The sequence below is a fragment of the Dactylosporangium maewongense genome (assembly GCF_039531485.1).
In the GTDB taxonomy this organism is placed as follows: Bacteria; Actinomycetota; Actinomycetes; order Mycobacteriales; family Micromonosporaceae; genus Dactylosporangium; species Dactylosporangium maewongense.
In genome coordinates this window covers 703488-729927 of sequence record NZ_BAAAQD010000001.1, presented here as the reverse complement: position 1 = coordinate 729927, position 26440 = coordinate 703488, and the positions used below count along the sequence as shown (strand labels likewise).

Annotated in this window: 25 protein-coding genes; 11 read left to right on the top strand and 14 right to left on the bottom strand. The window is 73.4% G+C overall.

The annotated features are described in order from the left end of the window. Window positions 1-224: 224 nt before the first annotated feature. The 3 genes from ABD332_RS03115 to ABD332_RS03105 all read right to left on the bottom strand — a co-directional run bounded on the left by ABD332_RS03115 (window position 225) and on the right by ABD332_RS03105 (window position 3383). Entirely contained in the window at window positions 225-737 is a 513-nt protein-coding gene (locus tag ABD332_RS03115) for a hypothetical protein (RefSeq protein WP_344499264.1), read from the bottom strand. Window positions 738-932: 195 nt separating this feature from the next. After that, on the bottom strand, window positions 933-1595 hold the full coding sequence (locus ABD332_RS03110) for a response regulator (protein WP_344500696.1): 663 nt from the start codon (window positions 1593-1595) through the stop codon (window positions 933-935). Window positions 1596-2216: 621 nt separating this feature from the next. Further along, on the bottom strand, window positions 2217-3383 hold the full coding sequence (locus ABD332_RS03105) for a sensor histidine kinase (protein WP_344499262.1): 1167 nt from the start codon (window positions 3381-3383) through the stop codon (window positions 2217-2219). A 178-nt stretch (window positions 3384-3561) separates the two neighbouring features. Here ABD332_RS03105 and ABD332_RS03100 point away from each other — a divergent pair, with 178 nt between their 5' ends. The 3 genes from ABD332_RS03100 (at window position 3562) to ABD332_RS03090 (ending at window position 7443) form a co-directional block, all read left to right on the top strand. Then, on the top strand, window positions 3562-4326 hold the full coding sequence (locus ABD332_RS03100; protein WP_344499260.1) for an ABC transporter ATP-binding protein: 765 nt from the start codon (window positions 3562-3564) through the stop codon (window positions 4324-4326). A gap of 50 nt (window positions 4327-4376) precedes the next feature. After that, window positions 4377-7079 (top strand): FtsX-like permease family protein, encoded by a 2703-nt coding sequence (locus ABD332_RS03095; protein ID WP_344499258.1) that lies wholly within the window; start codon window positions 4377-4379, stop codon window positions 7077-7079. A 217-nt stretch (window positions 7080-7296) separates the two neighbouring features. Beyond that, window positions 7297-7443 (top strand): hypothetical protein, encoded by a 147-nt coding sequence (locus tag ABD332_RS03090; RefSeq protein WP_344499256.1) that lies wholly within the window; start codon window positions 7297-7299, stop codon window positions 7441-7443. A 117-nt stretch (window positions 7444-7560) separates the two neighbouring features. Here ABD332_RS03090 and ABD332_RS03085 read toward each other — a convergent pair whose 3' ends face one another. Further along, window positions 7561-8007 (bottom strand): GntR family transcriptional regulator, encoded by a 447-nt coding sequence (locus ABD332_RS03085; RefSeq protein ID WP_344499254.1) that lies wholly within the window; start codon window positions 8005-8007, stop codon window positions 7561-7563. A 64-nt stretch (window positions 8008-8071) separates the two neighbouring features. On the opposite strand from ABD332_RS03085, the gene ABD332_RS03080 reads away from it, so the two are divergent. From ABD332_RS03080 to ABD332_RS03065, 4 genes are all read left to right on the top strand, one after another. Further along, window positions 8072-9532 (top strand): tetratricopeptide repeat protein, encoded by a 1461-nt coding sequence (locus ABD332_RS03080; RefSeq protein ID WP_344499252.1) that lies wholly within the window; start codon window positions 8072-8074, stop codon window positions 9530-9532. A 389-nt stretch (window positions 9533-9921) separates the two neighbouring features. Next, window positions 9922-10455 (top strand): SigE family RNA polymerase sigma factor, encoded by a 534-nt coding sequence (locus ABD332_RS03075; protein WP_344499250.1) that lies wholly within the window; start codon window positions 9922-9924, stop codon window positions 10453-10455. Continuing rightward, window positions 10452-11762, top strand: coding sequence for a sialidase family protein (locus ABD332_RS03070; protein ID WP_344499248.1), 1311 nt, complete (start codon window positions 10452-10454; stop codon window positions 11760-11762). The genes ABD332_RS03075 and ABD332_RS03070 overlap by 4 nt, the downstream gene beginning before the upstream one ends. 9 nt (window positions 11763-11771) lie before the next feature. Beyond that, the gene (locus ABD332_RS03065; protein ID WP_354896506.1) at window positions 11772-12518 is read left to right on the top strand and encodes a YqjF family protein; all 747 of its coding nucleotides are present in this window, start codon (window positions 11772-11774) and stop codon (window positions 12516-12518) included. A 47-nt stretch (window positions 12519-12565) separates the two neighbouring features. Here the strand turns inward: ABD332_RS03065 and ABD332_RS03060 are convergent, their stop codons facing one another. The 6 genes from ABD332_RS03060 to ABD332_RS03035 all read right to left on the bottom strand — a co-directional run bounded on the left by ABD332_RS03060 (window position 12566) and on the right by ABD332_RS03035 (window position 17984). Beyond that, window positions 12566-12949, bottom strand: coding sequence for a PPOX class F420-dependent oxidoreductase (locus ABD332_RS03060; protein ID WP_344499244.1), 384 nt, complete (start codon window positions 12947-12949; stop codon window positions 12566-12568). After that, window positions 12949-13899, bottom strand: coding sequence for a hypothetical protein (locus tag ABD332_RS03055; RefSeq protein ID WP_344499242.1), 951 nt, complete (start codon window positions 13897-13899; stop codon window positions 12949-12951). Before ABD332_RS03055 ends, ABD332_RS03060 begins: the two co-directional genes overlap by 1 nt. Window positions 13900-14102: 203 nt before the next feature. Beyond that, a complete protein-coding gene (locus ABD332_RS03050; protein WP_344499240.1) occupies window positions 14103-16142 on the bottom strand; it encodes an MMPL family transporter in 2040 nt (679 codons plus the stop codon). Then, complete coding sequence (locus ABD332_RS03045) at window positions 16139-16420, bottom strand: hypothetical protein (protein WP_344499238.1); 282 nt, start codon at window positions 16418-16420, stop codon at window positions 16139-16141. Before ABD332_RS03045 ends, ABD332_RS03050 begins: the two co-directional genes overlap by 4 nt. Further along, window positions 16420-16746, bottom strand: a complete 327-nt coding sequence (locus tag ABD332_RS03040) for an ArsR/SmtB family transcription factor (protein WP_344499236.1) — start codon at window positions 16744-16746, stop codon at window positions 16420-16422. Before ABD332_RS03040 ends, ABD332_RS03045 begins: the two co-directional genes overlap by 1 nt. 98 nt (window positions 16747-16844) lie before the next feature. Then, window positions 16845-17984 carry an ROK family protein gene (locus ABD332_RS03035; RefSeq protein ID WP_344499234.1) on the bottom strand — a complete coding sequence of 380 codons (1140 nt, stop codon included), beginning with the start codon at window positions 17982-17984 and terminating at the stop codon, window positions 16845-16847. Window positions 17985-18042: 58 nt separating this feature from the next. Here ABD332_RS03035 and ABD332_RS03030 point away from each other — a divergent pair, with 58 nt between their 5' ends. After that, window positions 18043-18303, top strand: coding sequence for a SemiSWEET family sugar transporter (locus ABD332_RS03030; RefSeq protein WP_344499232.1), 261 nt, complete (start codon window positions 18043-18045; stop codon window positions 18301-18303). Continuing rightward, window positions 18300-18899 (top strand): HAD-IA family hydrolase, encoded by a 600-nt coding sequence (locus tag ABD332_RS03025; protein ID WP_344499230.1) that lies wholly within the window; start codon window positions 18300-18302, stop codon window positions 18897-18899. The genes ABD332_RS03030 and ABD332_RS03025 overlap by 4 nt, the downstream gene beginning before the upstream one ends. Here the strand turns inward: ABD332_RS03025 and ABD332_RS03020 are convergent. Further along, window positions 18889-20070 carry an alcohol dehydrogenase catalytic domain-containing protein gene (locus ABD332_RS03020; RefSeq protein ID WP_344499228.1) on the bottom strand — a complete coding sequence of 394 codons (1182 nt, stop codon included), beginning with the start codon at window positions 20068-20070 and terminating at the stop codon, window positions 18889-18891. The two genes, ABD332_RS03025 and ABD332_RS03020, sit on opposite strands and share 11 nt — an antisense overlap. Before the next feature lie 251 nt (window positions 20071-20321). On the opposite strand from ABD332_RS03020, the gene ABD332_RS03015 reads away from it, so the two are divergent. Further along, entirely contained in the window at window positions 20322-23450 is a 3129-nt protein-coding gene (locus ABD332_RS03015) for a GH92 family glycosyl hydrolase (protein ID WP_344499226.1), read from the top strand. A 192-nt stretch (window positions 23451-23642) separates the two neighbouring features. Continuing rightward, complete coding sequence (locus ABD332_RS03010) at window positions 23643-24881, top strand: GAF domain-containing sensor histidine kinase (RefSeq protein WP_344499224.1); 1239 nt, start codon at window positions 23643-23645, stop codon at window positions 24879-24881. A gap of 61 nt (window positions 24882-24942) precedes the next feature. Here the strand turns inward: ABD332_RS03010 and ABD332_RS03005 are convergent, their stop codons facing one another. From ABD332_RS03005 to ABD332_RS02995, 3 genes are all read right to left on the bottom strand, one after another. Next, window positions 24943-25257, bottom strand: a complete 315-nt coding sequence (locus ABD332_RS03005; RefSeq protein ID WP_344499222.1) for a hypothetical protein — start codon at window positions 25255-25257, stop codon at window positions 24943-24945. Between the two features lie 130 nt (window positions 25258-25387). Further along, window positions 25388-25864, bottom strand: coding sequence for a hypothetical protein (locus ABD332_RS03000; protein ID WP_344499220.1), 477 nt, complete (start codon window positions 25862-25864; stop codon window positions 25388-25390). 67 nt (window positions 25865-25931) lie between these two features. Next, the gene (locus ABD332_RS02995) at window positions 25932-26417 is read right to left on the bottom strand and encodes a MarR family winged helix-turn-helix transcriptional regulator (RefSeq protein WP_344499218.1); all 486 of its coding nucleotides are present in this window, start codon (window positions 26415-26417) and stop codon (window positions 25932-25934) included. Window positions 26418-26440 lie beyond the last annotated feature (23 nt).

Genomic DNA, 26440 nt, shown 5'->3' with positions numbered 1-26440 from the left:
ACCGGCGCCTGCGGCTACCCGACGCCTGGCGGCTACCCGGCGGCCGCGCCCTTTGCCCCCGCACCGGCCGCTATCCGACGACCCGGCAGTTGCGACCACCCCACGACCGGCGCCTGCGGCTACCCGACGCCTGGCGGCTACCCGGCGGCCGCGCCCTTTGCCCCCGCACCGGCCGCTATCCGACGACCCGGCAGTTGCGACCACCCCACGACCGGCGCCTGCGGCTACCCGACTACCGGCGCCGACGGCCTGCGGAAGTACGCGTTCGACGCCGGCAACGCCAGCAACACCCCCGCAGCGACCACCCCGGCCACCGAGGCACCCGCGAGGACGACCGTCAGCGGCCCGTACCAGCCAGGCATCGCCACCTCCATCGCCGCCGCGATCTCACCCGACCCCGCCCCATTGCCAACGATCCGCGCCGACGCCACCACCCCTCCCCCGAGCAGCCCAGGACTCAGGCAGCAAACCCCGATCGCGCAGACCACCCACGCGCCGACCCGCACCCAGTTCCGCGGCCGCCCGAGCAACAACGCCGTCACCGCACACACCCCCGCGACCACCACCGCACCGATCACCCCCGCGATCGCCGCCCCGGTCGCCTCGTCCCCGCCACGCATCCCGCCGTACGCCGAGATGTACGCCCGCCGCAAGTCCTCCAGCAACACCACTCCCAGCAACGCACCAACCACCGTCAGCACCGCAACCCCAAGCAGCAACCACCGCGCCGCGTCCACCACCCCAGGCCTGCGCACCGCAACTCCCACCGTCATACAACCCCTCCGCTCAACGCCCCAGAGCATCCCCCGCCCCGAACTCCCCCCACCCCACCAGGTCGCAATACCGACATCCCAACGCACACCCAGCGTCGTGCACGCACCCAACACCGGCGGCTGCGACGGCAACGGGGGGCATCCACCGGCCGACGGCGGTCATTGCGCGACGGTGACGAGACCCGTTTCGTACGCGACGATGACCAGCTGTGCCCGGTCCCGCACCTCAAGCTTGGCCAGTAACCGGCTCACGTGCGTCTTGACGGTGGCGAGGCTCAGGTTGAGCTGCCCTGCAATCTCCACATTGGACGAACCGCGCGCGATCAGCGTCAGCACCTCCCGCTCCCGACCGGTGATCCCGTCCAGCCGCCGGTGCACCGCCGGCACGGCGACCGGCCGCTGTGCGAACTCCCCGATCAGCCGTCGCGTCACCGACGGCGCGAGCAGCCCGTCCCCCGCCGCCACGACCCTGATCGCGTTCAGCAGCTCCCCCGGCGGCGTGTCCTTGAGCAGGAACCCACTCGCCCCCGCCCGCAGCGCCCCGTACACGTACTCGTCGAGGTCGAACGTCGTGAGGATCACCACCCGCGTCGCAGCGGTCACCGGGTCGGCACAGATCCGCCGGGTCGCCTCGATCCCGTCCATCAACGGCATCCGCACATCCATCAACACCACATCCGGCCGATGCTGCCCGGCCAGCGCCACCGCCTCCACCCCATTGCCCGCCTCGCCGACCGTCGTGCAGTCCCCGCTCAGGTCGACCAGGACCCGGAAGCTCCCTCGCAGCAACGCCTGGTCATCCGCGATCAACACCCTGATCACGCCACCACCTCCACCGACAATCCCATGCACCTGACCGTTCCCCACGCTCTCATGCACGCCCATACCCACGCCGAACACGCCACCGCTCCAGCCCACCCAAGCCCCACCGCCGGAAACCCCGGCCGCGCCTTCACCTCAACCCACCCAAGCCCCACCGCCGACGAACCCATCCGCGCCACCCAGCCCCTCCACCCAGGCCCCACCACCGACAACCCCGGCCGCGCCTTCACCTCAACCCACCCAGGCCCCACCGCCGACAACTCCAACCGTGCCAACCCAACGCCCCAACCCCAGCCGTCGACGAACCCATCCGCGCCACCCAAGCCCTCCACCCAAGCCTCACCGGCGGCAACCCCACCCGCGCCATCCGAACCCGCCCAAGCTCCACCCCCGACAGCACCTCCGCCGACGGTCTTACCGCCACCAGTCCCAGCCGCGCCTTTACCCCAACCCGAGCAGGACCCGCCGCCGGAACCCCGGCCGCGACAACCTCGACGCAGCCAAGCTCCACCGCCGTCAGGACACGACGGAGGCGCGCCGTCTCGTTGGGCCGCGCGGGTTCCGTCGCCGGGGGTGCGGGTCGCGCCGGCGCGGCAGCCCATGCGGGGCGTTGCGTCGTGGTCATGTCGGCACCTCGACCGGCGTGTACGGCAACCTGGCCGTGACGACGAACCCGCCGCTCTCCCTCGGTGCGGCGGTGAAGTCGCCGCCGTGGGCGGCGACCCGCTCGCGCATACCGATCAGTCCATGGCCGGTGCTGTGCGTGCGGATCGGGCGGCGGCCGTCGTCCGCGACCTCGACGCGGACATCCGCGGGGGCGATCGTGACCGTCACCCGGCAGCGGGCCGGCGCCGCGTGCTTCACCGTGTTCGTCAGGGATTCCTGGACAATCCGGTACACCGCGAGACCCACCGACTCGGGCACTGCCTCCTGCGGCACCGTCCCGGTGACCTCCAGGCACGCCTCCACGTCGCCGAACGAGGCCTGCCCGGCCAGCGCCGGCAGCTCTGCCAGCCCGGGCGCCGGCGCATACGGCGCGTCGTCGCGCAGCATGCCCAGGGCCCGGCGCATCTCCAGCAGCGCGCCCCGGCCGGTCGCCTCGATGACCCTCAGCGCGTCGCGGGCCTCTTGCGGGCTCGCCTCGGCGACGTGGTTGCCGACGGCGGCCTTGACCACGATCAGGCTCATCGTGTGGGCGACGATGTCGTGCAGCTCGCGGGCGATCCGCAGCCGCTCCTCCGCGACCGCCTGCCGGGTCACCTGCTCGCTCTGCCGTGCCGCGTGCGCCCGCCGCTCCCGCAACGTCCAGCCGATGAGCCAGCCGGGCATGGTCATCACCGCCCCGTACACGACGGCGAAGCTGCTCGACCAGAGGGTGCCGCCGGTCGTGGCGAGCGCCGTGACGACCGCCGCGAGGCAGCCTGCCGCGACCGGCAGCGACCATCGTGGCGGGGTCGCGACGGCGAGGGTATAGAAGGCCAGCGCGAGCGAGAGGGACGGCGCGGCGGCCGCGAAGTTGGGGATGACGCCGGTCGCGAGCGCGACGGTGGTGGCGAGGCTGACCGTGACGGCGACCGCGACCGGGAAGCGGCGGCGCACGGCGAGCGGCAGGCCGATGACGAGGCCGGTCAGCACCGACACCCATACCGGCTCGACCACGCCTGTGCCCTCGGGCGACTCGAGCGCCGCATAGGCACACAGCGAAGCACCCAGCACCACGGCGAGGACCGCGTCGACCACGTAGAGGTCGACGGGCCGCAGGCGGCGGGTCAGCAGGAGTTCGCGCACGAGGTCGACGGTAGTCGCAGGTGAGGCGGGGACGCGTCATTCTCAGGTCTGCCTCGCGAGGTCATACTTAAGAACTACGCATCGGGCTCAGGTCCCGGTGCCTCCGACTCAAGTACGACGCAATCGAACGACCTGAGTCGGACGCGGCGAGACCCCGCCCGCGGGCAGGCTCGTGGGCATGACACCGACGGTGCTTCTCGACGACGTGCGGGCCGTGTACGGCTCCGGCACACGGCAGGTGACGGCCCTCGCGGGCGTGACAGTGGGGTTCGACCGGGGGACGTTCACGGCCGTGATGGGACCGTCCGGGTCGGGCAAGTCGACGCTGCTGCACTGCGCCGCGGGCCTGGACCGTCCTGCGTCAGGCTCGGTCACCGTCGACGGCACCCGCCTCGACGACCTGGACGAGGACGCGCTGACGCGCCTGCGCCGCGATCGGATCGGGTTCGTGTTCCAGGCGTTCAACCTGGTGTCGACGCTGACCGCCGCGCAGAATGTGGCGCTGCCGCAGCGTCTCGCGGGCCGCCGGCCGGCAGGGGATGACGTCGCGGCGGCGCTCACCGCCGTCGGGCTGGCCGACCGCGCCGGGCACCGGCCGAGCGAGCTGTCCGGCGGTGAGCAGCAGCGGGTCGCGCTCGCCCGGGCGCTGATCAGCCGGCCCGCGGTCGTGTTCGCCGACGAGCCGACCGGCGCCCTCGACAGCGCCACGTCCCGGCAGGTCCTCGCACTGCTGCGGGCCCTTGTCGACGAGCACGGGCAGACGGTCGTGATGGTGACGCACGACCCGGTCGCCGCGGCGTGGGCGGACCGGGTGGTCATCCTCGCCGACGGGCGGATCGTGGACGAGCTGGTCGGCAGCGACGGGCGGGGCGGGATCACAGCCGAGACGGTCGCCGCACGGACCGCCGCCGTCGAAGCGGGTGCCGTGGGGCCGGCATGCTGACCCGGCGGCGAGCATCGCACTCAGTCGGCGGCGACGGGTGGCGTACGGCGGTGACGCGGACCGTCCGGCGGTTCGCGGGCGCGTTCGTCGCCGTCGCCGTGGGCATCGCGCTGGTCACGGCGGCGACGTTGCTGTTCGCGTCGGGACGGCCGCAGGTCCCCGACCGTCTCGCGGCCGCCGGCGTGGTCGTCCGCAGCGTGGACGCCGTCGCGCCCGCCGACTCGTTCCCGCCGCCTGTGCCGTTGTCCTCGGATGCTGCCACGGCGCTCGCCAGGCGCCTCGCCGCTGTCCCTGGTGTCGCGGCCGCCATCCCCGACCGCACGTTCTACGTGCAGGCGATCGTCGACGGCCGGCCGCTTGCGGCCGACGGACGGAGGCAGGACGCCCGCGAAGGACACGGTTGGGCGAGCGCCCAGCTCGGCGGGCTGCGTCTGACGGCGGGCACCGCCCCGCGCGGTCCCGGCGAGGTGGTCGTCGACCGGGCGCTGGGGCTGCCGCCCGGCGACCGGGTCACGTTGCTCACCGCTGCCGGGCCCACGTCGTACACGGTGAGCGGCACCGTCGACTCGCCCGGCTTCCACGTCACCGACGAGGTCGCCGCGGCCCTCGCGCCGGGCGTCGACACGATCGGCCTGATGCTGCGCCCCGGCGCTGACCCCACGGCCGTCGCCGCGGCGGCCCGCGAGGTCACCGGCACCGGCGCCCGGGTCCTGACCGGCGACGACCGGGGCGTGCTGGAGCCGCGCGACGACGCGCGCATGCGGTGGATCGGGATGCAGGTGCTGACCGCGGTGGCGGCGTTGTCCGGGTTCGTGACGGTGTTCGTGGTCGCGTCGACGTTCGCGTTCGCGGTGGCGCAGCGGCGGCGGGAGTTCGGGCTGCTGCGCGCCGTCGGCGCCACGCCACGCCAGATCCGGCGGACGGTGCAGGGCGAAGCGCTCGCCGTCGGCGCCGCCGGCTCTGTCGTCGGCATGCTCGTCGGTACCGCCGCCGCAACCCCACTGGGATGGGCGCTCGTCGACGCGGGGTTCGAGCCGGCGACGTTCCGGGTGCGGTTGGTGGCGTGGCCGTTCGTCGTGGCGCTCACGGCCGGGCCGGTCGTCGCGCTGGCCGGGGCGTGGTCGGCGGCGCGGCGGGCGGCCCGGGTGCGTCCGCTCGAGGCGTTGCGGGAGGCGGTGGTCGAGCAGCGGCCGATGGGGTGGGCGCGCTGGGTCACCGGCCTGCTGCTGGTCGCCGCCGGTGCCGCGCTCGGCGTGGGGACGGCGACGTCGGGCAGCGCGCAGCATTCGGCGACGTTCGCGCTGTACAGCATGATGGCCCTCGTCAGCGGTGTCACCGTCCTGGCGCCGGCGGTCGTCGGTCCTGTGGTGCGGCTGCTGCGTTCGCCGCTGCCGTCGCGGGGCGGTGCGATCGGCATGCTGGTCCGTGGCAGTGCGCTGACCGCGGCCCGGCGCACGGCGTCGACGGCGGCGCCGGTGCTGCTGACGGTTTCGTTCGCGGTGCTGGTGTCCGGCATGGTCCGCACGTCGACCGGGGCGTACGCGGCGGGGCGGTCCGCGCGGGTCGACGCCGGCTGGGTTGTCGCGCCTGACCGGGCGCCCGGTCTGTCCGACGCGGCCGTCGCGGCGGTGCCCGGTGCGGCGATCCTGCCGACGACGGTGTTCGTCCCGCCTGCCGAGGGCGGTGACGGGCGCGCGCCGCGGACCGCGTTCGGGGTGGAGCCTGCGGCGTTCGCCACGGTGAACCGGCGTCTCGAGGTGGTGAGCGGCTCGCTCGCGGACCTGCGCGGGGACGACACGGTGGTCCTGACGGCATCTGTTGCCGCGGCGGCCTCGGCGACCGAGTCCGGCACCACCGTTGGAACGGGCTCGGCCGGTGCATCCGGCGCTCCGATGCCGTCCGGCGGCACGGTGCCGTCCGGTAGCGCGAAACCGTCCGGTGGCGCGGTGCCGTCCGGTGGCGCGGTGCCGTCCGGTGGCGCGGTGCCGTCCGGTGGTGCGATGCCGTCGACTGGAGCTGCGGGCTCCGGAGCCGCCATGCCGTCTGGTGGCGCGGGGGCGTCCGGTGGCGCGGGGGCGGCGGGTGGCGGGGCTGGGCGGGGTGGGGTTCCGGGGGTGTATCCGGTGATGTTCGCCGACGGGACGGTGGTGGCGTTGCGGGTGGTCGCGGTGATCTCCGATGCGTCCATCCCGGGAGACATGGTCCTGCCGCGGGCGGTGGTGCGGGCGCATGACCTGTCGGCGTTGACGTCGGCGGTGTTTGTTCGGGACCGGGTCGAGGTGCCGGCGGGGTCTGGTGCTCGGGTCGTCGACGTGGGCACGTGGGCGGCGGAGCAGGACGGCGCCGAGGACCGGCTCGTTTGGATGTTCACGGTGTTGCTGATCGCGGTGTCTGCTGGGTATGGGGCCATCGCCGTTGCCAACACGCTGCTCATGGCGGCGGCTGGGCGGGCGGCGGACCTGCGGGCGGTGCGGTTGGCGGGGGCGACGCGGCGGCAGGTGCTGCGGCTGGTGACGGCGGAGTCGGCGCTCGTGGTGCTGATCGGGGCGGTGCTCGGGGGCGTGGTCGCGTTCGGTGCGTTGCTGAGCATCAGGGCGGGGTTGGCCGAGCAGGTGGGGGCGCCGGTGGAGCTGGTCGTGCCGTGGACGGTGGTGGGCGGGGTTGTCGGGCTGTGCCTGCTGCTGGCGGTCGCGGCGAGCGCTGTGCCGACGTTACGCACGCTGCGGAGTGGGCCGGTGCAGGAGCCGCTGTAGGGCCTGCGGAACGGTCACGCCGGCGGCGTCGCAGAGAGGTCCGCGGATGGGCGACGCAGAGAGGTCCGCCGGCGGCGGCGCAGAGAGGTCCGCGGATCGGCGTCGCAGAGACGTCCGTCGGCGGCGGCGCAGAGAAGTCCACGGATGGTGTCGCAGAGGTCCGTGGGTGGCGTCGCAGTAAGGTCCGCGTCCGGCAGCGAAGGAGGGGTGTCCGGCTGTGGCAGCGATTGCGGGCGTGACGAGCGCCGTGGCGGCCTTACGCGCGCTGCGGAGCGGCTCGGTGCAGGAGGCGATGCAGGGCCGGCAGGACGGGGGCGGCTGGCTCGCGGTGCGGGTCTGCGGCGTGCGCCGGCATCCGAGGTGATGTGTCGTGCAGGCCTCTGGAGTGACAGTGGCCGACGTCCGGCGGGGCGTGGTGACCAGCGAGGTGAAGGGAGGGCGTCGAGGTGGGACCGTTGCGAGGAGTCGGTGGGCAGCCTGGTCAGGCGACGTCCATGACCCTGGTGGTGGCGGTGGCGAGGCCTTCGGGGCTGAGGACCTCGACCTGGTCGGCGAGGAACACCTCGACCTGGCCGAGCCGGTCGCGCACCTCGACGAGGGGGACGCCTCGGTCGATGCCCAGCTTGAAGCGTTCGGTGGTGGTGGGCATGCGGCAGGTGAGCCGGCTGCCGCGGCCCATCACCACGATGCGGCGGGCGGGGCGTTCGCGGACGATCGAGGCGGCGCCGCGGCGGGAGGTGACAAGGCCCTCCTCGCGCAGGATGGCGAGGGCGCGGCGGACGGTGGTGAGGCTGACCGCGTACCGGTCGCAGAGCTCGCGTTCAGTGGGCAACGGCTGCCCGGAGGGATGGATGCCGCGGGTGATGTCGTCGCGGAGGAGGTCGGCGATCTGGTGGTACATGGCCGGGACGTGTCGCTGCACATTCACGGTGTTCACCCTATCACGATGTAGCCATAAGGCTATGTCTCGGGAACGGATAGACTTCCGCGCCGTGAACGTATCCGCCGCACCGATCGACGTGGCCGTCTCGCTCATGCATGAAGGGCGGTTCGTCGAGGCCGAGGAAGTGATGGTGCGCGAGCTGCGGGCGGTCACCGTCCGGCACGGGCACGGCAGTGCCGCGTGGGCGTCGGCGCAGTGCGACCTGGGCAACATCCTGCTCAACTGCGACCAGCCCGACCGGGCCATCGCCTGCTACCGGGCGGCGATCGCGGTGCCTGCTGTGGACCGCAAGGAGCATCTCACGTACCGGCTGAACCTCGGCCTCGCGCTGCGCATGACCGGCAGGCTCGAGGACGCCGAGGCCGAGCTGCGCCGTGGGGCTGAGGGGCGGCAGGCGTTCTACGGCCGGGACCACGCCGGGTACGCGTTCGGCCTCGAGCCCTTGGCGGACGTGCTGCTGCAGCGCGGCAACGTCGGGCAGGCGCGGGACGTGATCGAGGAGGCGGTGCGCAACCTGTGGAGCAACGGGCACGACCAGGTCGCGTCGGCGCTCGCGCTGCGCGCGGAGGTCGTGCACGCCGGCGGGACCGGCGAGCCGCTGTTCGCGGGGCTGGACCAGCTGCCCGACGGAGTCGTCGAGGCCATGGCGTCGGCGGTACTGCTGCGGCAGGGGCTCGCCGAGCCAGCCGCGCACCGGGCCGTCATCGCCGTGCTCGCCACCGCGGTCGAGGTCAGGCTCGGCCCGGACCATCCCGTGACGCTCAACGTCCTCACCGCGCTCGCGAACACCGGCCGCGACCTGGGCGATCCGGCCGGGCGGGTCGACGCGATCCGCAGGGTCCTCGCCTCCCACGACCGGCAGGGGCGCGCCGAGGACGCTCTCACGGCGGAGCTCGGCCTCGCCCTCGCGTACGGCGACGCCGGTGACCGGGACGGTGCGCTGCGCACGTACGAGGCGGCGCACCGGCGGGCGCTGCGGATCGACCGGCCGGAGCTGACCAGTCTGGTGCTGCGCAACTGGGGGCTGGCGCTGCGCGACGCGGGCCAGACCGCGGAGGCGGAGCGGTGCCTCACCGACGCGGTGACCCATGCGCAGCGCGGCGCGGACTTCGAGATCCTCGGCCGGGCCGGGGTCGCCCTCGGGATCTTCCTGCAGCACCAGGAGCGGCTGGCGCAGGCACGGACCGCGTTGGAGCAGGGGCTCGCCGCGCTGCCGGACGCGCATCCGGACGCGATCGCCGGGCGGAGTCACCTCGGCGCGGTCCTGCGGGGCCGGACCTGCGGGTGCGGGGATGTGGCGGGCGCGGTCGAGGAGGCGTTCCGCGAGTTCGTGGTGCGCCGGTTGCCGCAGGATCTGCTGGAGCGCTTCGAGGCGAGGATCGTCGACGGGGACTTCAAGATCGAGGTGCACCTGCGCCGGGAGCCGACCGAGGAGGAGTTGCAGCGGCTCAACGGCGTGGTGCAGTCGGCGCTCGCGGAGTTCCGGCACCGGGTCCAGGATCAGGGGTAGTGATCGACGTCGTTTCCTTGCCAGCGTGTGTACCGGATGACCGCGTCGATGCCAGCGCCGTCGAGCAAGGGTGGCGCCGGCGGCGCGGTCGGCAGAGCGGCGCGGTCGGATCGCCGACGGGCAGGGACGGCGGGGTGCAGGATGCGGACGGCACCGGCGGGATCCTTCGGTTTCTGGACCGACGCGCGGCGCGACGCCCTCGGCTCGGGCGCGGGCGGCGCGCCCAACCGGAACCGGCAGCCAGGCGGCGCGCCCAACCGGAACGAGCGGCAGAGCGGCGCGTCCAACCGAAACCAGCAGCCAGGCGGGCGGGCCAGCAGAGCGGGCGGCGGGACGGGGCATGCAACCGAAACGAGGGGTGGGGCGCACCTAGGGGCTAGGGAGGTGCGATGCCGAGCGGAGAGAGCGAAGAGCAGCGCCAGTTCCGGGAGTACTTCACGGCCCGGCGGGATGTGGTGCGCAGGACGGCGTACCTGTTGTGTGGGGACTGGCACTGGGCTGATGACCTGACGCAGACGGCGTTCATGCGGCTGGCGGTGGGCTGGCGGAAGGTGCGCGACCGGGAGGCGCTCGACGGGTTCGTGCGGACGTGTCTGGTGCGCGCGTACCTGGCGGACGTGCGGCGGGTCTGGCGGCGGCGGGAGCGCAGTGTCGCGGAGCCGCCCGATGTGGCGGGGGCGGCCGGCGCGGCGGAGGGCAGCCCGGGCCGGATCGCGTTCGCGGCCGCGCTGCGGCAGCTGCCGCCGCGGCAGCGGGCGGTGCTGGTGTGCCGGTACTACCAGGACCTCGACGTCGCCGCGACCGCGGCGGTGCTCGGGTGCGCACAGGGGACGGTGAAGAGCCAGGCCGCGCGCGGGCTGGCGAGGCTGCGGGAGCTGCTCGAGGCCGACGGTGAGCTCGCGTTGACGGAGGGGCTGCGATGAACCAGATCCGGGAACGGTTCGACGAGGCCGCCGGTGAGGCGCCGCCGAGCAGGTTGTCCGCCGACGCGGTGTACGAGCGGGCGTTCCAGCGCAGGCGCCGGCGGGCCGCGGGGTGGACGGCGGTCGCGGCGGCGGTGGCAACCACCGCGGTCGTCGCCGCGGCGACGCTCACGCCGTCAGGGGGGCAGCCCGCGGACCCGCCGACGCAGACCGCCGACGGGTGGCCGGCGGGCACCCGCGACGGGTCCATCGTGTCGATCGCCGCCGCCGACGCCGAGCACCTGTACGCGAAGGTGAACGCGTGCGGTGAAGGGGCGCGGTGCACGGTGAACCTGGTGGGATCCGACGACGGCGGCAAGACGTGGACGGTGCGGTCGGAGGACGTCGCCGGTGACGTGTCCGCGCCGTCGCCGGGGGTGCTGGCGCAGACCGTCGAGCAGCAGAACACCGACCCGGCGGGCCCGCAGCTGCTGCACATCCCGATGGTGAGCCGGGACGGCGGCCGCAGCTGGCGGGTCGTGGAGACGGTCGCCGGGAAGGTGCCGAAGGTGCCGGCGGGCGGCTGGATCATCTGCGCGCCGCCGACGAGGCCCGCCGACCTGTGCACGATGCTCGCCGTCGACCCCGTCACCGCCCGCGCGACGCTGCTGGCGAACCCGCCGGACATCGACGTCCACGACACCGTCGCGGTGCCGGCGGCGGGCGGGTTGTGGGTCAGCGGGTGGGAGCGCGGCGGCGAGCACCGGCCCGCGGTGTCCGTCAGCCACGACGGCGGCGTCACGTGGGCGACGTCCGTGTTCGGCCGCGGCGAGGCCGATTTCCCGGCGCCGGATATGTACGTGTACCCGGCCGTGGACAGCGTCGACGGCGTCACCGGGTACACGGTCATCACCCAGCCGGACCCGGCGGACACGACCGGCGTGGGCCCGACGTCGGCGGCGACCGCGGGGGTCAGGACGCTGGTCTACCGGACCGGCGACGGGGGCCGCACCTGGCAGCGCGTGCACCCCGGGCAGACGTTGCCGCGGGCGGCGTACCAGGAGGGCGACGCCTATGTCGCGGCCGGCGGCACCCACGTGGTGCTGACGCGGATGGACCCGCCGCAGGAGTGGTACGCCAGCACCGACGGCGGGCAGACGTACCGCCCGGCGAAGCAGCCGGGTCTCGGCACCGCGCTGCTGCACACCGCCGGCGAGCGGGTCCTCGCCGCCGGCCCCGGCGCCTACTACGCGTTCGACGCCGACGCGCTGTACCGCTCCAGCGACGGCCTGCAGTGGACGAGGACGGTGGTGAAGGTGACGGGGTGATGCCGGAGAATGAGGGCCGTGCGGATCGAGGACGTGACCCCGGAGACGCTGCGGCCGGTGCGCCGCTCGATGCTGGTGCAGCGCTGGCACGACCTCGCGTTCCTGCACTGGGCGGTGCCGCCGGAGACCGTCGCGCCGTTCCTGCCCGCGGGCACGGTCCCTGACACGCTCGACGGGGTGTCGTTCGTGGGGCTGATCGGCTTCCGGATGGTGCGGCTCGGCCTGTTCAGCGGGCCGGGCCTGCCCTATCTCGGCACGTTCTGCGAGACGAACGTGCGGCTGTACAGCGTCGACGGCGCCGGCCGGCGCGCCGTGGTGTTCCTGTCGCTGGACGCGGCGCGCCTGCTGCCGGTGCTGACCGCTCAGGTGTCGCTGCGGCTGCCGTACAAGTGGGCGAGGATGCGGCTGGTGAAGGACGGCGACGTCGTGCGGTACACCAGCCGCCGCCGCTGGCCGGGTCCCCGCCCCGCGGTGAACGGTATGGCGGTGCGGGTCGGCGCGCCGGTCGCCGAGCCGTCGCCCCTGGAGCACTTCGTCACGGCCCGCTGGGGGCTGCACACCCGCGCGTTCGGCCGCACGCTGCACCTGCCGAACGAGCATCCGCGGTGGCCGCTGTACCGCGCGGACCTGCTCGACCTCGACGACACTCTGGTGACCGCGGCGGGCCTGCCGGCGCCGGCCGGGCCGCCGGTGAGCGTGCTCTACTCCCCCGGCGTCCCGGTCCGCTTCGGCACCCCGAACGTCGCCGCCCGCTGAACAACGCGGCCCGCCACAGGGGCGGCCCGCCACAGCCACAGAGGTGGCTACAGGGTGACGACGATGCCGATGCTCACCCGCGGGCGGCGCAGCAGCCGGTTGAACCAGTTGCCGATCCGCGAGGAGATGTACCGGCGGCCGATCGCCCGGCGGATGCGGTCGACCCCGTCGGGGTCCTCGACGAGCCGGGCGGTCCCCTCGAACGACGGCGCGCCGTCCGGGACCCGGCCGCGGATGTCGCTGGGCGCGACCACGACCCGGCCGCTGTTGCGCAGCCGTTTCACCTTCCCCGACCCGGGCTCGGTGAGGATCAGCACCTCGTCGCCGTCGACGACGTGCCACACGGCGGTGGAGACGGGCGTGCCGTCCTTGCGGAACGTGGTGAGGGCGACCTGCTTGCGCCGGCCCAGGATGTCCGTGCGACTGCTCATCACCCAACGGTAGGCCGCAGCCACGGCTCCACCCGCAGCAGGTCGAACCCGATGGCGTTGAGCTGCTCGTACAGCCGCGGGGTGAGCATCATGAGCTCGACGGTGAACACGTCGTCGCCGCCGACGGACCAGATGCCGCTGGCCGGGTCGGACATCAGCGGGTCGAGGCCGGCGCTGACCTGCTCCCGCAGCTGCTCCTGCCGGGCGAGGCTGGGCCGGCCGGGCGCCGCGACCACGCACAGGTTGCCGTCGAACAGCTTCCGCAGCCGCTGCTCCTCGCCCGCGGCGTCGCCGGCGACGACCTCGACGACCGTGACCTCGGTCGGCTGCGGGCCGGTGGTGGCCCCGGTCGGCGGCCCGTCCGGGTAGGCGATCCGCAGCGGCCGGAACCGGTCGGGGTGCTGCTCGTAGATGTACTGGTGCATCGCGTTGCTGTCGGCGCCGCCGCCGGGTTTCCAGCCGCCCTTCGGCGCCCCGCACGGCACGGTGTCGTCGAAGCCCACCGGCGCCGGCGGCTTCGGCGGCCCCTGCTCGGTGACGTGCAGCTGACCGTCGCGCCAGGTGCCGCGCAGCCTGGCCTGGCCGGTGGTGACGCCCGCCACGACGCCCGCGCCGGTGAGCTTCGCGGGGTCGACGCCGGTGACGTCGACGCCGAGCGCGCACGTCGGCGGCTCGTTGCCGGGGCGGCCGATCGCGGGGACCGGGGCGGGCGCGCAGAGCCGGGCCGGTTTCCCCGGCGGGACCAGCACCTGCCCGCTGGCCTCGACGAGGTCGCCGTCGTCGACGACGAGCGTCCTGGGGTCGGCGGCGGCCCGCGCCGACGGCGGCGGCGGCTCGCCGGGTGCGGCCGGTGGCCGGTTGACCACCAGTACGGCGGCGACCAGGGCCACCAGGGTGCCGGCTCCCGCCGCGGCAACGACCGCCCACCGGCGGCCTCCATCGATGCTCATGCTGCTGAGACGCTCCCGCGACCGATCCGGTTCCGTGGTTCAGTGGTTCCGTGCGGATGGGCGGGGCCGGGAAGCGGGCGCGCTGCAGGGTTCGTTTCCGGCGAACCGGAGTACGAGAAAGAAGGAAGCACGCCATGGAGCCGGCCCCGCACGCCGACAGTACCGCGTCGCGGCACCCGGGGTGCGGGCACCGCGACGCGGAATCATCCTGCTATGTCGACCGTGATCCTCGACGGTGGCGGGGCGGCCGGCGTCTGGGCGTGCCGGCTCGGCCACCACAGCCGCGGCCCGACGTCGATGGCGAGCGCCGGCACCAGCAGCGTCCGCACGACGAACGTGTCCAGCAGCACGCCGAGGGCGACGATCAGGCCCATCTGCACCGCCGCGACGAACGGCAGCAGCACCAGCACGCCGAACGTCCCGGCCAGGACCAGACCGGCGCTGGTGATGACGCCGCCGGTGGCGGTGAGGGCGGTGAGCATGCCGTCGCGGTTGCCGCGCACCGCGACCTCCTCCCGCGCCCTGGTCATCAGGAAGATCGTGTAGTCGACGCCGAGGGTGGTGAGGAACAGCCACGCGTACAGCGGCATGCCGTGCACGATGTTCGGATGGCCCAGCGCCTGGAAGACCAGCCCGCACAGGCCCATCGCCGCGACGTAGGACAGCGCCACGCTCGCCGCCAGCAGCAGCGGCGCGACGAGCGCCCGCAGCAGCAGGATCAGCACGATCAGCACCACGCCGAGGATCAGCGGCACGACGACGAGGTTGTCACGCTCCGACGCCCTGGCGACGTCCACGGCGGTCGCGGTCTCCCCGCCGACGACGGCGTCCGCGCCCGGCACCGCGTGCACGGCCGCCCGCAGCCGGTCGACGGTCGCCCGGGCGGCGGCGGAGTCCGGCGGGTCGGTGAGCGTCGCCGCGATCGACACCCAGCGGCCGTCCGCGGACCGGCCGGTCGCCGTCGCGTCCGCCACCCCGCCGGTCGCCTTCGCCGCCGCGACGACCGCGTCGACCGTCGACGCGTCCGCCAGGACGAGCGCCGGCGACGACACGCCACCCGCGAAGTGCCTGTCGATGAGGTGCTGGCCGGCGACGGAGCCGACCTCCGTGGTGTACATCTGGGAGGTGCTCTGCCCGAGCCGCAGCCCGAACACGCCGAGCCCCAGCAGCACCAGGACCGCCGCCGTGACCGTCCACAGCAGCCGCGGCCGCCGCCCCACGAGGTCCCCGGCGCGGTGCCAGAACCCGCGTCTGGTCGTGACGGCCGCGCCGTAGCGGGGCACGAACGGCCAGAACAGCCACCGGCCGAGCAGCACCAGCATGGCCGGCAGCAGCGTCGTCATCACCGCGAACGACACGATGATGCCCGTCGCGGCGATCGGGGCGAAGCTGTGCATGTCGTTCATCCGAGCGGCGAGCAGGCACAGCACGCCGAGGGACACGGTGGCGGCGGAGGCGAGGATCGCGGGGAACGACCGGCGCACCGCGACCGCCATCGCCGCCGTGCGGTCCGGGTGCAGGTGCAGCTCCTCCCGGTACCGGGCGATGAGCAGCAACGCGTAGTCGGTGCCGGCGCCGAAGACGAGGACCGTCATCATCGTCGTCAGGTCGGCGGTGACCGTCACGTCCAGGTGCTCCGCCATCAGGTAGACGAGCGCGGAGGACAGCTGGCTGGCCGCGACCGCCGCGACGAGCGGGACGATCCACAGCACCGGGCTGCGGTACGTGAGCAGCAGCAGCACCGCGACGATGCCGGCGGCGGCGAGGAACAGGGTGGTGTCGGCGCCCTGACCGGCGTCGTCGAGGTCCGACAGCGCCCCCGCGGACCCGGTGACCTCCGCGCGCAGCCCGGCGGGCGAGTCGGCGAGCGCCGCCTTCACCTGCTTGACGACGTCCTTGTCCTGGACCGGGAACGACAGCAGCAGCGCCTGCCCGTCGCCGCTCGCGGTGATCGCACCGATCTGCTGGCCGGTCGTCCTCCCGAACTCCTGCCGGTCGGCGTCCACCGCGGACCGGTCGGCGTCGGTGATGCCGCCGTCGCGGACGTACACGACGACCGCGACCGGGGTGTCGCTGCCCGGGAACGCCTCCCGCGCCCGCAGCAGCGCCTGGGTCGCCTCGGCGTTCTGCGGCAGCAGGGCCGCCGGGTCGGTGGTGGTGACGTCGCCGATCTTCCCGGCGAGGGGCAGCAGCAGGAACCCGGCGACGAGCCACAGGCCGAGGACCGCGACCGCGCGCCTCATTCGACGGTCCGCAGGATCTTCTCGATCGACGCGGTGCGGGTGCGCAGGTCCGCCACGTCGGTCGCGATCCGGTTCTGGGCGTCCATCGAGTTCTCCGCCAGCTGCTCGTAGCGGCGCACCAGCTGCCGCAGGTCCTCCTGCTGGTGCCCGGCGACCTTCAGCTTCCGGTACTCCAGCCAGCTGGCGAGGCTGAACCCGAACAGGAACAGCAGGGCCACCAGCAGGCCGAGAAACGCGGTGATCTCCGGCCAGGTGATTTCTTCCGCGCTCAGGTACATCAGGACCGCTCCTTGGGGTCGGTGAGGGTTTCGGCCGCCGCGGCGAGGGTCGCGGCGTTCAGGTGCAGGTCGAAGTCCGCGACCTCGTAGTACTTCATCGCCTTGCCGTCCTCGGAGAGCTCCAGGCTGCCGACGATCAGGCCGGCCGCCTCCAGCCGTTGGAGGTGCATGTGCAGCAGGGGCCGGCTGACGCCGATCTCCCGGGCGAGTCGGCTCACGTAGTCACGGCCGCCGGCAAGCTTCGCGACGATGCGCAGTCGCAGCGGGTTGGACAGGGCCGCCAGCATCTCGACCAGGTCGTCGCCGGTGGGCGAGCTCGCCGTCATGATGCTCCTTCACATGTAAGAACTTCCTTACACGTGAAACGCTAACACCCTGACACTCGTGGGCACCTCAGGGTTTCTCCCCGACCCGCCCAGGGTTCTCAGGCGGTCAGGGCGGCTTCGGTCAGGACGAGCGCCATCGCGGACTCGGCGGCGCCGATCGCCGGGCCCTGCGAGCCGAGCGCGGCGGGGACGACCGGGGGCAGGGCGTCGCGGCGCCAGGCCATCACGCCCTCGGCGGTGCCGGCGTGCAGGGCCGGGCCGGCGACGTCGAGCAGGTCCACGCCGAGACCGCCGAGGGTGACGACGGCCGGGTCGACGGCGTTGATCAGGGCGCCGACACCCCGCCCGAGGGCCGCGGCGACGGCCCGGCACGCGGCGGCCGCGGCGGGGTCACCGTTGCGGGCCGCGGCGATGGTCCGCTCGGCGAACGCCCGCGGGTCGGCCGGCACGCGGCGGCCCAGGTGGCGGGCCATGGCACGGCCGTCGACCTCGAGGTCCCAGCAGCCGCCGGCACCGCACGGGCAGCGGCGGGACGGGTCGCCGAACGGCAGGTGGCCGAACTCGCCGCCCGCGCCCGCCGCGCCGAGCACCGGGCGGCCGTCGACGATGAGCACGCCACCGACGCCGACCTCGACCGTCAGGTGCAGGGCCACGCCGACGCCTTGCGCGGCGCCGCGCAGCGCCTCGGCGACACCGGCGAGGGAGGCGTCGTTGCCGACCGCGAGCGGCAGGGACGTCAGGACGCCCAGGTCGACGCCGCGCCAGCGCAGGTTCGTCGCCTCGACCAGGGTCCGGCCGTGGACGGTGCCGGGGATCGCGACACCGACCGCCCGCAGCCGGGGGCCGTGCAGCGCGGCGAGCGCGTCCCGTACCAGCGGAAGGACGGCGGAAGCGGGCTGGCCGAGGAGCCGGTGGACGGGCGCGGCCGCGAGCGCCCCACCGATCGCCGCGGTCGTCACCGTCCAGGTCGCGTGGGTGATGTCGACGACGGCGACGAGCGGCCCGTCGGGGTGCGGGACCAGCACCGCCGTCGGACGGCCGCGGCCGCCGGTCTGCGGGGCGGGCGCCTCCGCGAGCAGCCGCGCCGCCCGCAGCCGGCCCATGATGCCGGCCGCCGAGCCGCTGCTCAGCCCCAGCCGCGCCGCCGCCTCGGCCCGCGTGATCCCCGGCGTCCGGTGCGCGCACCGCAGCATCGCGAGCGCCCCCTGCGCCCGCAGCGTCTCCGCCCGATGGTCCATGGGTGCCGATCCTGCCCGTCATACATTATGCTCGCGGGACGAGTTTAAAGGAGGCGCCATGTCGGTGCTCGGCGTGCTCGCCGGAATCCTCACCACCGGATGCTGGCTGCCACAGCTCGCCCGGTCATGGCGGACCAGGTCCGTCGGCGACATCTCATGGTTCTACCTGCTCGCCCTCGCCTCCGGGGTCGCGCTCTGGGTGGCGTACGGCGCATCCCAGGGCGACCTGCCGATCGTCCTCACCAACGCGGCGACGGGCACGGCACTGGTGACCCTTTCCGTCATGAAGCTCCGGTACCGACAGGAGGACACCGCATGAAAGCAGTCCTGCTCGACATGGACGGCACACTCGTCGACTCCGACAGCGCCGTCGAACGCGCCTGGCACCGCTGGGCGGCCGAACACGCCGTCCCCGTCGACGTCCTCACCCCGATCCTGCACGGCAACCCCGCCGCGACCACGATCCGCGTCGTGCGCCCCGACCTCGACGACACCGCCGTCGCGGCCGCCGCCCAGCGCAACCTGGAGCTGCAGTACGACGACCTCGCCGACGTCACCGCCACCCCCGGCGCCGCACGGCTGCTACGGACCCTCGACGAGCTCGGCGTGCCGTGGGCGGTCGTGACCAGCGCCGACCGGCGGCTTGCCACCGCCCGCCTGCACGCTGCGGGCCTGCCCGTCCGGCACCTCGTCACCGTCGAGGACACCCCCCGCGGCAAGCCCGACCCGGCCCCCTACCTGGCGGGCGCCGCCCTGCTCCACGCCGACCCGCGGGACTGCCTCGTCGTCGAGGACTCCCAGCCCGGCATCGACGCCGGCCGGGCCGCCGGCATGCGCGTCGCGGCACTGCGCGGCCTGCCCGGCGACCTGCGCATCCGCGACCTCGACGAGCTCGCGGACACGCTCACGGCTTGAACAGCACCTTGACCGTGCCGTCCTTCTTCGCCTGGAACTTCTCGTACGCCACCGGCGCCGCGTCCAGCGGCACCCGGTGCGTCGCGAACGTGTCCACCCCCAGCGGGTCCCCGTCACCGGTCAGCAACGGCAGGATCGCCGGCACCCAGCGCTTCACGTTCGCCTGACCCATCCGCAGCTGGATCTGCTTGTCGAACAGCACCATCATCGGCAACGGATCCGCGGTACCGCCGTACACACCGGACAGTGAGATCGTCCCGCCGCGACGCACCGCGTCGATCGCCAGGTGCAGCGCCGCCAACCGGTCCACGCCGGTCTTCTCGATCAGCTTCTGCGCCGCCACGTCCGGCAGGAACCCGACGATCGTCTGCGCCAGCTTCCCCACCGGCGACCCATGCGCCTCCATACCGACCGCGTCCACGACCGAGTCCGCGCCCCGACCGCCGGTCAGGTCCCGGACCACGTCGGCGACGTCGTCGACCTGCGTCAGGTCGATCACCTCCACACCGTTCGCCCGGGCCCGCTCCAACCGCTCCGGGACCAGGTCCACACCGATGACCCGCAGCCCCCGGTGCATCGCCACCCGCGCCGCCATGTCCCCGATCGGCCCCAACCCCAGCACCGCGAGGGTCCCGTTCGCCGGGACGGCCGCGTACTCGACCGCCTGCCACGCCGTCGGCAACACGTCCGACAGATACACGAACCGGTCGTCCGCCGGCCCCTCCGGCACCTTGATCGGCCCGAACTGCGCCTGCGGCACCCGCAGGAACTCCGCCTGAGCGCCCGGCACCTGCCCGTACAGCTTCGTGTACCCGAACAGCGCCGCACCCTTGCCCGCCGACCGCACCTGCGTCGTCTCGCACTGCGTCATCAGCCCCTGCGCGCACATGAGACAGTGCCCGCACGCGATGTTGAACGGGATCACGACCCGGTCACCCTGTTTCAGGTGCGCGATGTCCGCACCGACCTCCTCGACGACCCCCATCGGCTCGTGCCCGAGGATGTCGCCCTCACTCATGAACGGCCCCAGCACCTCGTACAGATGCAGGTCCGAGCCGCACAGCCCGCTGGACGTGAGCCGGATGACGATGTCGTTCGGCTCCTGGATCACCGGGTCCGGAACCGTCTCCACCCGGACGTCCCGCCTACCGTGCCACACCACAGCCTTCACGGCCCCTCCTCCGTCTCGCTTCCCCCCTCCCCGCTACCCGCCCCCAGCCCCTGGAAACGAACCAGGCCAACCGCCGACCCGCCCGCCCCCCGCGAGAAGCCCGGCGCAGGTCGCGCGGGATTGAGCACCATCGCTAACAAACCCGGCAGGGGAAACAGGGTTCTGGCAAATCTTGACGGAACGTTGATCAGCCAGTATGAATGCATCGAGAGCGCTCTCCCGTCCTCACCGCCACGAACGGGAGACCACCCATGTCCCGATCACGCACGGTCCGAATGCTCGCCGGTGCGGGCGCAGCCCTGCTGGGCAGCGTCTTCGTCGCGCTCGCGCAGGCACCACCGGCCAACGCCGCCGACCTCAACCTGACCCAATACGTCAACCCGCTGATCGGCACCGACGACAGCAACTCCCCCAATCCTGTCGGCGGCGGCGCCGGCGGCTCCACGTTCCCCGGCGCCACCGTGCCCTTCGGCATGACCCAGTTCAGCCCCGACACCCCCACCGCGTCCCCGTCCGGATACCGCGACAAGGACCGCACCATCGAGGAGTTCAGCCTCACCCACTTCAACGGCGCCGGCTGCGCCAACAACGAGGACCTCGGCCTGCTGCCCGTCACCGGCGCCCTCGGCTCCTCCCCCGGCACCGCCTGGACCAGCTACGCCTCCGCGTACACGAAAACCAACGAAAGCGCGTCCGCCGGCTACTACAAGAACCGCCTCGACAAGTACGGCGTCGACGCCGAACTGTCCGCCACCACCCGCACCGGCGCGCTGCGCCTCACCTACCCCAACACCACCACCGCACGGCTGCTCATCAACACCAGCCGGTCCGCCACCGGCAACCGCAGCGGCACCGTGAACATCTCCGGCAGCAACGTCACCGGCAGCGTCACCGCCGGCGGGTTCTGCGGATCCAGCAAGACCTACCAGATCTACTACTCGATCCGCTTCGACCGGGCCCCGTCCTCCGTCGGCACCTGGAACGGCGGCACCATCAGCAACGGATCCACCAGCACCAGCGGCGTCAACACCGGCGCGATCATCACCTGGGACACCAGCAGCAACCGGACCGTCAACGCCACCGTCGCGCTGTCGTTCGTGAGCACCGCCAACGCCACCGCCAACCTCAACGCCGAAACCGGCGCGTTCGACACCATCCGCGGCAACGCCGACGCCGCCTGGAACACCGCCCTCAACCGCGTCCAGGCCACCGGCGGCAGCGCCACCGAACTGCAGAAGTTCTACACCGCGCTGTACCACGTGATGGTCAACCCCAACATCGCCAGCGACGTCAACGGCCAGTACCGCGGCTTCGACAACGCCGTGCACACCGCCAGCCACCCCGTCTACCAGAACTACTCCGGCTGGGACATCTACCGCTCGTGGGCCGCGCTCATCGCGTTCATCGCCCCCGACGTCGCCAGCGACATCATGAAGTCCATGGTCCTCGACGGCCAGCAGGGCGGCCTGCTGCCCAAGTGGTCGCAGCAGATCAACGAGGACTTCGTCATGACCGGCGACCCCGGCCCGATCATCGTGTCCAGCGCGTACGCGTTCGGCGCCCGCGCCTTCGACACCGCCGCCGCGCTCCAGCTGATGAAGAACGCCATCGCCGGCGGCACCATGCAGGGCTCCCCGATCCGCGGCCGCCAGTCGGAGTACGCGTCGAAGACGTACATCCCCGGCGCACCGTCGGACTCCATGGAGTACTCGGCCTCGGACTTCGCCGTCGCCCAGTTCGCCAAGGCCACCGGCGACACCGCCACCTACAACTCGGCGATGACCCGCGCCCAGTACTGGCGCAACACGTTCAACACCGAATCCGGGTACATCCACCCGCGCAACAGCGACGGCACCTGGCCGTGGCCGCTCAACCCCGCCCAGGAAAGCCCCTTCACCGAGGGCAACGCCGCCCAGTACACCTGGATGGTCCCCTACAACCTCGGCGGCGTCATCAACCTCATGGGCGGACCCACCACCGCGGTGCAGCGCCTCGACCACCACTTCACCGAGCTCAACGGCGGGCTCTCCCGGCCGTACTTCTACATCGGCAACGAACCCGAGCACAACGTGCCGTGGGCGTACAACTTCGCGCAGCGGCCCGGCAAGACCGCCGGCGCCGTCCGCCGCGTCATGACCGAGTCCTTCACCACCGGCGCCGGCGGCCTGCCCGGCAACGACGACCTCGGCGCCACCTCCGCCTGGTACGTCTGGTCCGCGATGGGCATGTACCCGGTCACCCCGGGCGCCGACACCCTCGCCATCCACGGCCCCACGTTCCCGTCGGTGCTCATCCAGCGCTCCGCCGGCAACATCCAGATCAACGGCGGCAGCTCCACCAACGCGTACGTGCAGAGCCTCACCCGCGACGGCGCCGCCGTGTCCAACAACTACCTGCGCTACCCCGACCTCGCCGCCGGCGGCACTCTCCAGTACACGATGGGCGGCAGCGAGTCCAGCTGGGGCACCGGCGCCGGCAACGTCCCGCCGTCCTTCACCGACGGCGCCACCCAGCCGCCGACCCCGGCCAACCTCGGCACCAACCTGGCCCTGAACAAGGCCGCCACCGGCTCCACCGCCTGCGCCGCCGCCGAGTCCGCGGCCAAGGCCGTCGACGGCAGCCTGCAGAACAACAGCAAGTTCTGCACCAGCACCGCCCCGCGCTTCCTGCAGGTCGACCTCGGCTCCAACCAGACCGTCAGCACCTTCGTGCTCAAGCACGCGGGCCTCGGCGGCGAGTCGACCGGCTGGAACACCGGCGCGTACACCATCTCCACCTCCACCGACGGCACCACCTGGACCCAGGTCGTGTCCACCACCGGCAACCGCTCCAGCCGCACCCAGCACTCGATCACGGCACGGACCGCCCGCTACGTGAAGGTCGACATCGGCACCCCCGCCAACGACGGCAACACCGCGGCGCGTCTCTACGAGTTCGAGGTGTACGGCGGCGGCACCCCGTCCGGCAACCTCGCCATCGGCAGGCCGGCCACCGCCGACTCGTCCTGCGGCACCACCGAAGGCCCCGAGAAGGCGGTCAACGGCAGCGTCTCCGGCGGCAACTCCGACAAGTGGTGCTCGCTCGGCACGACCAAGTTCCTCCAGGTCGACCTCGGCAGCACCGTCCACATCGGATCGCTGGTCGTCCGCCACGCCGGCGCCGGCGGTGAGGACGCGGCCTGGAACACCCGCGACTACGACCTGGTGACCTCCACCGACGGCTCCACCTGGACCACCGCCGCACAGGTCCGCGGCAACACCGCCAACGTCACCACCACCACGACCAACGTCAACGCCCGCTACATCCGCATGAACATCATCACCCCGACCCAGAACACGAACACGGCCGCACGCGTCTACGAGTTCGAGGCGTACAGCTGACCCTGTGAACACGGCGAGGACCCGGGCTGGACGATGGCCCGGGTCCTCGCCGTTGTCGTTTCCTGGGGCCGGGGTCACATTCCGTAAGCCGTCCTAGGACACTAGTTCACCGTCTCAGCCAGGCAAAACGTCCGCCGGGACGACGGGGAGATGCGAAGATCGACATGAGCCCGACCGCGGAGGAGCACCGGCGTGAGCAAGCCGTCACGGACGGACGACGAGCCGCAGCGCCTCGCCGCGCTCGCCGAGACAGGGATCCTCGACACCCGGGCGGAGGCGGACTTCGACGACATCGCCGCGCTCGCCGCCGACATCTGCGACGCGCCGATCGCGATGGTGTCGATGGTCGACGCCGACCGGCAGTGGTTCAAGGCCCGCGTCGGGTGGGAGCTCGAGGAGGGCGCCCGGGAGGACTCCTTCTGCACCCACGTCGTGCGCGACCGCCAGCTGCTGGAGATCGACGACACGGTCACCGACCCGCGCTTCGCCGGCAACCCGGCCAACGCCGAGCACGGCGTGCGCTTCTACGCGGGCGCCCCGATGCTGCTGCAGGACGGCCACGCCGCCGGCACCGTGTGCGTCATGGACCGGCGGCCCCGGCAGCTGACCCTGCAGCAGCGCCGCGCCCTGCGCTCCCTGGCGCGCCACGCCGCCGCGCATCTGGAGCTGCGGCGGTACGCCCGCACCATCGGCGACACCGCGGACCGGCTCCGCGAGCTGGACCGGCTCAAGGACTCCTTCCTGGCCAGCGTCAGCCACGAGCTGCGCACCCCGCTGTCGTCGGTGCGCGGCTACATCGAGGTGCTGCTCGACGAGGACGAGGCGACCAACGACCCGGAGACCGTGCGCCGCTTCCTGGCCGTCATGCAGCGCAACGCCGACCGCCTGCTGCGCCTCATCGACGACCTGCTGCTGGTCGCCCGCCTGCACGAGACGGGGCTGCGGCTGGACATGGTGGAGATCGACCTGGCCGAGCTCGCCTACCAGGCGAGCCTCACCTCCCGCCCGATCGCCGAGCACAAGCGGCTCAGCCTCACCGCCCGCACCGACCACCCGGTGCCGACCACCGGCGACCCCGAACGCCTCGCCCAGGCGCTCAACCACCTGCTCTTCAACGCCGTCAAGTTCACGCCCGCGGGCGGGCACGTCACCATCGCCACGACCGCCGAGCCGCAGCCGACGCTGACGATCGCCGACACCGGCGTCGGCGTGCCCGCCGAGGACCTGCCGCACGTCTTCGACCGCTTCCACCGCAGCAGCACCGCCGACCACCTCGCCGCCCAGGGCGCGGGCCTCGGCCTCACCATCGTGAAAGCCATCATCGAGGCCCACCACGGCGACATCACCGTCGCCAGCACCCCCGGCCAGGGCACCACGGTCCAGCTGACCCTGCCCGCCACGGCTCCCCCGCCGCGCGACGGCCCGGCCTGACCCCACCCGCCCCGGCCGGTGCATCGGTCCCGCCCCGGGCCGCCTGTCGCAGCGGGACGGGTCAGCGTGAGCCCGCGTGCTGCCGGTCCGGCCGCGCCGGGACGCCCCGCTCCGCGGCGGTGCGGCCGGTGCGGTCGGTGCGCCGGACCCGCCGCGCCACCGCCCGGACGGCGATGACGAACCCGAGTCCCGCGGCGACGGCGAACTTGACCACGCCCTTGTCCCACAGCAGGCCGTTCACGCCCGCCCACAGCAGCGACGGCCACGACCGGTCGTCGTGCTGCCCCCACAGCGCCGTCGCCAGCAGCATCGTCGTCACCGCCGCCGCGCCCCCGACCAGCAGCACAGTGCCGGCCCCCCGCCAGATCCTCCGCATACATCCGAACCTATGCCCGGCCCGCCCCTCGTTCATCGAGCCCCGGGTGGATTCCCGCCTCCACCCCAGGGTGTAGCCCGGGGTGGTACCGCAGACCGAGCCGGCCCGGCCCCGCGGAGTACCTCAGGTCCTACGCCGGGGGCGTCAGGTCGCCGACGGCGTCGGCGTAGTAGGTGCTGCCGAGGTGGAACGCGACCTGCCGCAGCGTCCACGCGCCGCCCTCGGCCCGGTCGAGCCGCTCGTCGTCGAGGGCCCGCAACCGCAGCGCCCAGATCATGCCGAGGCGGTGGAGTCTGCTGTACGCCTCGTCGAAGTCCTCCTCGGTGAACGGGGCGAGATCGGCGGGCGTGGTCACAGCCGAGGCATGCCAGTGGTCGGGCGGTGGCGGCGCGCCGGCGAGGCGGGCCTCCAGCTCGGCGAGGTGGTCGACGAGGTGGTCACCGAGCCGGCGGACGGCCTTGTGCGGCGTGTACACCCGGTCGCCGGCGGGAACCGGCCGCCCGTCCCACGCGGGCCAGGTCCTGGCGAGCCGCAGCGCGTGCGCCACGGCCTCCTCGATGACGCGGGCAGGGTCGCGGCCGTCTACTTCGGGAACGTCGTCGCTCATGCCCGCGAACGTAGCGCCGGCACCGTTCGGCCCCCGCCGAACGAACGGCGGACCCCGGCACGGCGGCTCAGGCGAAGCGGATGTGGACCGGGCTCACCGGCGCGGTCTCGGGCGCGAACGCGAACGCGGTCAGGGCCTCCCGCACCACGGCGAGGGTGTCGGCGCCCACGAGGGCGACCCAGGCCTGCTCGGCGGCGAGGCCCGCGGTGCGCATCGCGTCGACCGCGCGCGCCCCAGCCGCGGTGAGCTCCAGGCGCCGCACGCGGCCGTCGGCGCCCCCGGCCTGCCGCCCCAGCAGACCCTCGGCGTGCAGGGTCGCGCAGATCTTGCTGATCGCCTGGGTGGTCATGCCGAGCCGGTCGGCGAGCTGGGTGACGGTGTCGAGACCGTCGCCGATGAACAGCAGCGTGAGCGACTGCGACGGGGTCAGGTGACCGTAGCCGACGGTGGACAGCTCGCCGAGCACGTTGCGCACCAGCCGCTCGCAGCAGGCGGCCAGCAGCACGCCCAGGTCGTGCCCGGCGGCCGGGGCCGCCGAGGGGGCCTCACTCATGCCAGCACCTTACCGGCAGGACG

Excerpts from the sequence above, each read along its gene's own strand:
- ABD332_RS03045 (WP_344499238.1), bottom strand. The coding sequence starts at position 16,420 with ATGTACCTGAGCGCGGAAGAAATCACCTGGCCGGAGATCACCGCGTTT.
- ABD332_RS02995 (WP_344499218.1), bottom strand. The coding sequence starts at position 26,417 with ATGAGTGAGGCCCCCTCGGCGGCCCCGGCCGCCGGGCACGACCTGGGC.
- ABD332_RS03055 (WP_344499242.1), bottom strand. The coding sequence starts at position 13,899 with ATGAGCATCGATGGAGGCCGCCGGTGGGCGGTCGTTGCCGCGGCGGGA.
- ABD332_RS03005 (WP_344499222.1), bottom strand. The coding sequence starts at position 25,257 with ATGCGGAGGATCTGGCGGGGGGCCGGCACTGTGCTGCTGGTCGGGGGC.
- ABD332_RS03075 (WP_344499250.1), top strand. The coding sequence starts at position 9,922 with ATGCCGAGCGGAGAGAGCGAAGAGCAGCGCCAGTTCCGGGAGTACTTC.
- ABD332_RS03015 (WP_344499226.1), top strand. The coding sequence starts at position 20,322 with ATGTCCCGATCACGCACGGTCCGAATGCTCGCCGGTGCGGGCGCAGCC.
- ABD332_RS03070 (WP_344499248.1), top strand. The coding sequence starts at position 10,452 with ATGAACCAGATCCGGGAACGGTTCGACGAGGCCGCCGGTGAGGCGCCG.
- ABD332_RS03060 (WP_344499244.1), bottom strand. The coding sequence starts at position 12,949 with ATGAGCAGTCGCACGGACATCCTGGGCCGGCGCAAGCAGGTCGCCCTC.
- ABD332_RS03050 (WP_344499240.1), bottom strand. The coding sequence starts at position 16,142 with ATGAGGCGCGCGGTCGCGGTCCTCGGCCTGTGGCTCGTCGCCGGGTTC.
- ABD332_RS03025 (WP_344499230.1), top strand. The coding sequence starts at position 18,300 with ATGAAAGCAGTCCTGCTCGACATGGACGGCACACTCGTCGACTCCGAC.
- ABD332_RS03100 (WP_344499260.1), top strand. The coding sequence starts at position 3,562 with ATGACACCGACGGTGCTTCTCGACGACGTGCGGGCCGTGTACGGCTCC.
- ABD332_RS03040 (WP_344499236.1), bottom strand. The coding sequence starts at position 16,746 with ATGACGGCGAGCTCGCCCACCGGCGACGACCTGGTCGAGATGCTGGCG.
- ABD332_RS03035 (WP_344499234.1), bottom strand. The coding sequence starts at position 17,984 with ATGGACCATCGGGCGGAGACGCTGCGGGCGCAGGGGGCGCTCGCGATG.
- ABD332_RS03000 (WP_344499220.1), bottom strand. The coding sequence starts at position 25,864 with ATGAGCGACGACGTTCCCGAAGTAGACGGCCGCGACCCTGCCCGCGTC.
- ABD332_RS03030 (WP_344499232.1), top strand. The coding sequence starts at position 18,043 with ATGTCGGTGCTCGGCGTGCTCGCCGGAATCCTCACCACCGGATGCTGG.
- ABD332_RS03065 (WP_354896506.1), top strand. The coding sequence starts at position 11,772 with ATGAGGGCCGTGCGGATCGAGGACGTGACCCCGGAGACGCTGCGGCCG.